Origin of the sequence: Providencia sp. PROV174 (assembly GCF_028480685.1) — a bacterium.
Lineage (GTDB): Bacteria > Pseudomonadota > Gammaproteobacteria > Enterobacterales > Enterobacteriaceae > Providencia > Providencia rettgeri.
In genome coordinates, this window is record NZ_JAMPOT010000016.1 from 1 (window position 1) to 2,360 (window position 2,360).

Below are 2,360 nucleotides of genomic sequence, written 5' to 3' on the forward strand. Positions count from 1 at the left end.
GACTGAGCTAACGACCCATCTAAATTTGTATTTTAATGCGAGTAACGGATGAAGTGGTGGGCGATAGCGGGCTCGAACCACTGACCCCCTCCTTGTAAGGGAGGTGCTCTACCAACTGAGCTAATCGCCCACTTCATGACTTATACTATCACATTGTAATAAATAATTGGTGGGCGATAGCGGGCTCGAACCACTGACCCCCTCCTTGTAAGGGAGGTGCTCTACCAACTGAGCTAATCGCCCAATTATTTATTATCATCGTCAACGGTGGTGGGCGATAGCGGGCTCGAACCACTGACCCCCTCCTTGTAAGGGAGGTGCTCTACCAACTGAGCTAATCGCCCCGTCGTCGATGGAGGTGCATTATAGGGATACTGAGTTCTGAGTCAACGCTTTTTCAATAGATTTTTATCGTTCGTTGCAAAAATAATCAAGATGTTTCAATATTCACCAGAAAAGCTGCCTTTTTAATCAATTACCTATCATTTTCTCTTTGTTCTTTTAAGAAAAAAACAGAAATTATTTTTAAAGCGCATTTATTTATGTCAAATTTGGCGAAACTGCGCAATTTCTTGTCTTCTATCCTGATAACTTGATTGAGGAATCATTGTAGGATGATAGAATAGATATACATTTTAGCAATGCTTAAACATTTCACTGTTTAGAACATCAAACTTGCTACCCAGTTAACTGTGCTTGTTTTTAGTCTTCTACAGTAAATAGATAAGCGCTTCAAAAACATGTTTTGCAATTAAGGCAATCTCGATGAGTAAAATCAAAACCCGTTTTGCGCCAAGCCCAACTGGCTATTTACACGTTGGTGGTGCACGTACCGCTCTGTATTCCTGGTTATTTAGTCGCCACAATCAGGGCGAATTTGTCCTGCGTATTGAAGATACTGACTTAGAACGTTCAACTCAGGAAGCTATCGACGCCATTATGGACGGTATGAACTGGTTGAATTTAAATTGGGATGAAGGCCCTTATTATCAAACTAAACGTTTTGACCGTTATAATGATGTTATTGACCAAATGTTAGATGCGGGTACCGCTTATCGTTGTTATTGTTCAAAGGAGCGCCTAGAAGCGTTACGTGAAGAACAAATGGCAAATAACGAAAAGCCTCGGTACGATGGTTGCTGCCGTGATCATGCTCACAACCATACACCAGATGAGCCACATGTTGTTCGTTTTCGTAATCCACAAGAAGGTTCCGTTATTTTTGACGACAAAATTCGTGGACCAATTGAGTTTAGTAACCAAGAACTGGATGACTTAATCATTCGCCGTACTGATGGCTCCCCGACATATAATTTCTGCGTCGTAATTGATGACTGGGATATGGAAATCACTCATGTTATTCGTGGTGAAGACCATATTAATAACACACCCCGCCAAATCAATATTCTAAAAGCATTAGGCGCACCAGTGCCTGTGTATGCTCACGTGTCAATGATCCTAGGTGATGATGGTAAAAAACTGTCAAAACGCCATGGTGCAGTTAGCGTTATGCAGTATCGTGATGACGGTTATTTGCCGCAAGCGCTTCTTAATTATCTGGTACGTTTAGGTTGGTCTCATGGTGACCAAGAAATTTTCACCGTTGAAGAAATGAAAGAATATTTCAGCCTTGATGCAATCAGTAAATCAGCAAGTGCGTTTAACACTGAAAAACTGCAATGGTTAAACCACCACTATATCAATACGTTACCAGCAGAAGAAGTTGCAACCTATCTTGCATGGCATATTGAGCAACAAAATATTGATACCAGCACAGGTCCTCAATTAGTTGATTTAATCAAATTACTAGGTGAGCGTTGCAAAACATTGAAAGAAATGGCGGAATCTTGCCACTATTTCTACCAAGATTTTGAAGAGTTTGATGCTGATGCCGCGAAAAAACACTTACGACCTGTTGCTCGTCAACCTTTAGAAGTCGTAAAAGATAAGTTAGCTGCAATTACAGATTGGACAGCAGAAAATGTCCATCAGGCCATCGAAGCCACTGCAGCTGAGTTAGAAGTGGGTATGGGTAAAGTGGGTATGCCTTTACGTGTTGCGGTGACAGGTGCCAGCCAATCTCCAGGCCTTGATGTCACTGTTCACGCTATCGGCCAAGCCCGTTCAATCGCTCGTATTGAAAAAGCCTTAGCGTTTATCGCTGAGCGTGAAGCTTCGGCTCAATAATTTAAAATTTTCGGCCCCTAATTTATTGGGGGCCAGTTCTCTGCCCCCTCCTTTTCTTACTAAACTGATTGCAAAATGTTCTATATTTCAGCAATTAAACCTAAAACCCGATTATTTTATTGACACTCTAAGTTAGCTTGAATATGATGCATCCCGTCCAAAAGATTTTGTTT

General features: G+C 41.4%; 1 protein-coding gene and 3 tRNA genes. 1 reads left to right on the forward strand and 3 read right to left on the reverse strand.

What is annotated here, in order from left to right:
* Positions 1 to 54: 54 nt before the first annotated feature.
* The 3 genes from PSE60_RS14590 to PSE60_RS14600 form a co-directional block, all read right to left on the reverse strand.
* A tRNA-Val gene (locus tag PSE60_RS14590) sits at positions 55 to 130 on the reverse strand.
* Positions 131 to 167: 37 nt separating this feature from the next.
* Positions 168 to 243, reverse strand: a tRNA-Val gene (locus tag PSE60_RS14595).
* Positions 244 to 268: 25 nt separating this feature from the next.
* Positions 269 to 344, reverse strand: a tRNA-Val gene (locus PSE60_RS14600).
* 421 nt (positions 345 to 765) lie between these two features.
* On the opposite strand from PSE60_RS14600, the gene gltX reads away from it, so the two are divergent.
* Positions 766 to 2,187, forward strand: coding sequence for a glutamate--tRNA ligase (gltX, locus tag PSE60_RS14605; RefSeq protein WP_272665873.1), 1,422 nt, complete (start codon positions 766 to 768; stop codon positions 2,185 to 2,187).
* Positions 2,188 to 2,360 lie beyond the last annotated feature (173 nt).

What these genes read in the sequence shown, in the direction of transcription:
- gltX (WP_272665873.1), top strand. Translation starts at nt 766, where the DNA reads ATGAGTAAAATCAAAACCCGTTTTGCGCCAAGCCCAACTGGCTATTTA.